The 2,088-nt window shown below is 45.4% G+C and carries 1 protein-coding gene and 1 tRNA gene; both read right to left on the minus strand.

Features of this window, described 5'->3' with window-relative positions:
• Positions 1–146: 146 nt before the first annotated feature.
• Positions 147–219 (minus strand) — tRNA-His (locus AC805_RS12225).
• Between the two features lie 168 nt (positions 220–387).
• Complete coding sequence (gene eno / locus AC805_RS12230) at positions 388–1,671, minus strand: phosphopyruvate hydratase (protein ID WP_055075702.1); 1,284 nt, start codon at positions 1,669–1,671, stop codon at positions 388–390.
• Between the last annotated feature and the right edge of the window lie 417 nt (positions 1,672–2,088).

The following is a 2,088-nucleotide window of genomic DNA, read 5'->3' on the forward strand; positions in this document are numbered from 1 at the left end:
CTTACACCGAGGGCTGAGCGAAGTCGAAGCCCGTCTACAAGTTATTTAAAACGACTATACAATCAAGCCACAAAAATATAGCCACAAAAACATAAGGAAGGTCACAAGATGACCTTCCTTATGTTTTTGTGGTTTGAATCTTAAAGGGCGAATGATGGGAATTGAACCCACGAATGGTGGTACCACAAACCACTGCCTTAACCACTTGGCTACACTCGCCATTGAACCGTTATTAATAATAATACTAGTTTGTGCATTTACACAAGAGCTTTGGCAAATTTTTTGTCAGTTCTCAAAAAAATGATCTTTCGCAGCGCGAGGCAAAGAAAAGAAGGTTGGCGCTTTGCGCCAACCTTCTTTTCTTTGCCTCGCAAGCTGGAGCTAAATCTAGCGAGAAGGTCCTAGACCAACCGCACCAGCATAAACAGCTTGACTACCAAGTTCGGCTTCAATTCGCAATAAACGGTTGTACTTAGCAACGCGCTCGCTTCTACAGAGAGATCCTGTTTTGATCTGACCTGCGCGAGTGGCGACGGCAAGATCGGCAATGGTAGTGTCTTCGGTTTCGCCCGAACGATGGCTGATTACCGAGCGGTAACCGTTTTTGTCAGCAGTAGCGATCGCTTCTAGCGTTTCAGTCAAACTACCAATTTGATTGAGCTTAATCAAAATTGCACTGGCACAACCTTCGCGAATACCGCGCTCTAGACGAGTCTTATTGGTCACAAACAAATCATCACCAACTAACTGGGTTTGGGTAAGTTGATCGGTCATCGCTTTCCAGCTAGCCCATTCATCTTCCTGTAAGCCATCTTCGATAGAGACGATGGGATACTTCGAGATCAAGCCTTCGTAGTAGTTAACAAACTCTTGAGGAGTAAGGGATTTACCATCGATCGCATAGTTGCCATCCTTGAATAGTTCGTTGGAGGCAACATCGAGGGCTAGCGCAACCTGCTCTCCTGGTTTGTAACCTGCCTTGATAATTGCATCAATGAGTAGTTCTAAAGCGGCTTGGTTGGACTCAAGGTTGGGGGCAAAGCCACCTTCGTCACCCACGGCTGTAGACAAGCCCTTGTCATGGAGTACCGAGCTAAGGGCGGCAAATACTTCCGCACCATAGCGCAATGCTTCCTTAAAAGTGGGTGCGCCCACGGGCACGATCATAAACTCCTGAATATCGACGTTATTGTCGGCGTGAGCCCCACCATTGAGGACATTCATCAGAGGAACGGGCAATACATTGGATAGCGGGGTTCCTAGATAACGATATAGGGGCTGACCGATTGCCGCCGAAGCAGCTTTAGCTGTTGCCAGAGAAACCGCTAAGATTGCGTTGGCTCCCAAATCGGATTTGTTGGGTGTACCATCACGTTTGATCATGATGCGATCGACGAGTTCTTGATTGAGCGCATCTATACCCTTTAATTCGGGCAGAATTTTTTCAGTAATATTACGGGCTGCGATTAAAACTCCCTTGCCACCATAGCGTTGCTTATCGCCGTCGCGTAGTTCGTGGGCTTCAAAACTTCCTGTAGATGCACCACTGGGAACCTGAGCGAGACCGATTGCGCCGTTTGCCAATTTGACTTCCGCTTCAACGGTTGGTTTGCCGCGCGAATCGAGAATTTCCCGTGCAGCGATCGCAATGATTTCTGTTCCTTTAGTCACTTTGAGCTATTCCTTTAATGATTAAGTGAAGCTATTTGCAACAATCTTACAGTTTTGCGATGCTTCATTTCTGAAATGTTAGGTTTTTATTAAAAAAATTGACAAAATGGATTCTTTAATATACTCGATCCAACAATGAATTGAAAGAGGCTTAGACTTTGCTCAGCTATCAGGATAGTTGGGCTGAATAATTTGAAACGGGATTTGAGAAAGGGTTTACGTAACAAACCCTTTCTCAAAAGCCAAAAGTAAAAGCCTTACATAGCAAGGCTTTTACTTTTGGCTTTTGGTTTTTAAAAATTTGTCAGCTTAATCCGAACTGACGTTATAAGGCTCTTGCGGATAAAAAATGTCCCACCCAGTTATCTAGCTTCGACTCCGCTCAGCTAACGTTGGCTGAGCGAAGTCGAAGCCACA

Origin of the sequence: Pseudanabaena sp. 'Roaring Creek', from assembly GCF_001402795.1 — a bacterium.
In the GTDB taxonomy this organism is placed as follows: Bacteria; Cyanobacteriota; Cyanobacteriia; order Pseudanabaenales; family Pseudanabaenaceae; genus Pseudanabaena.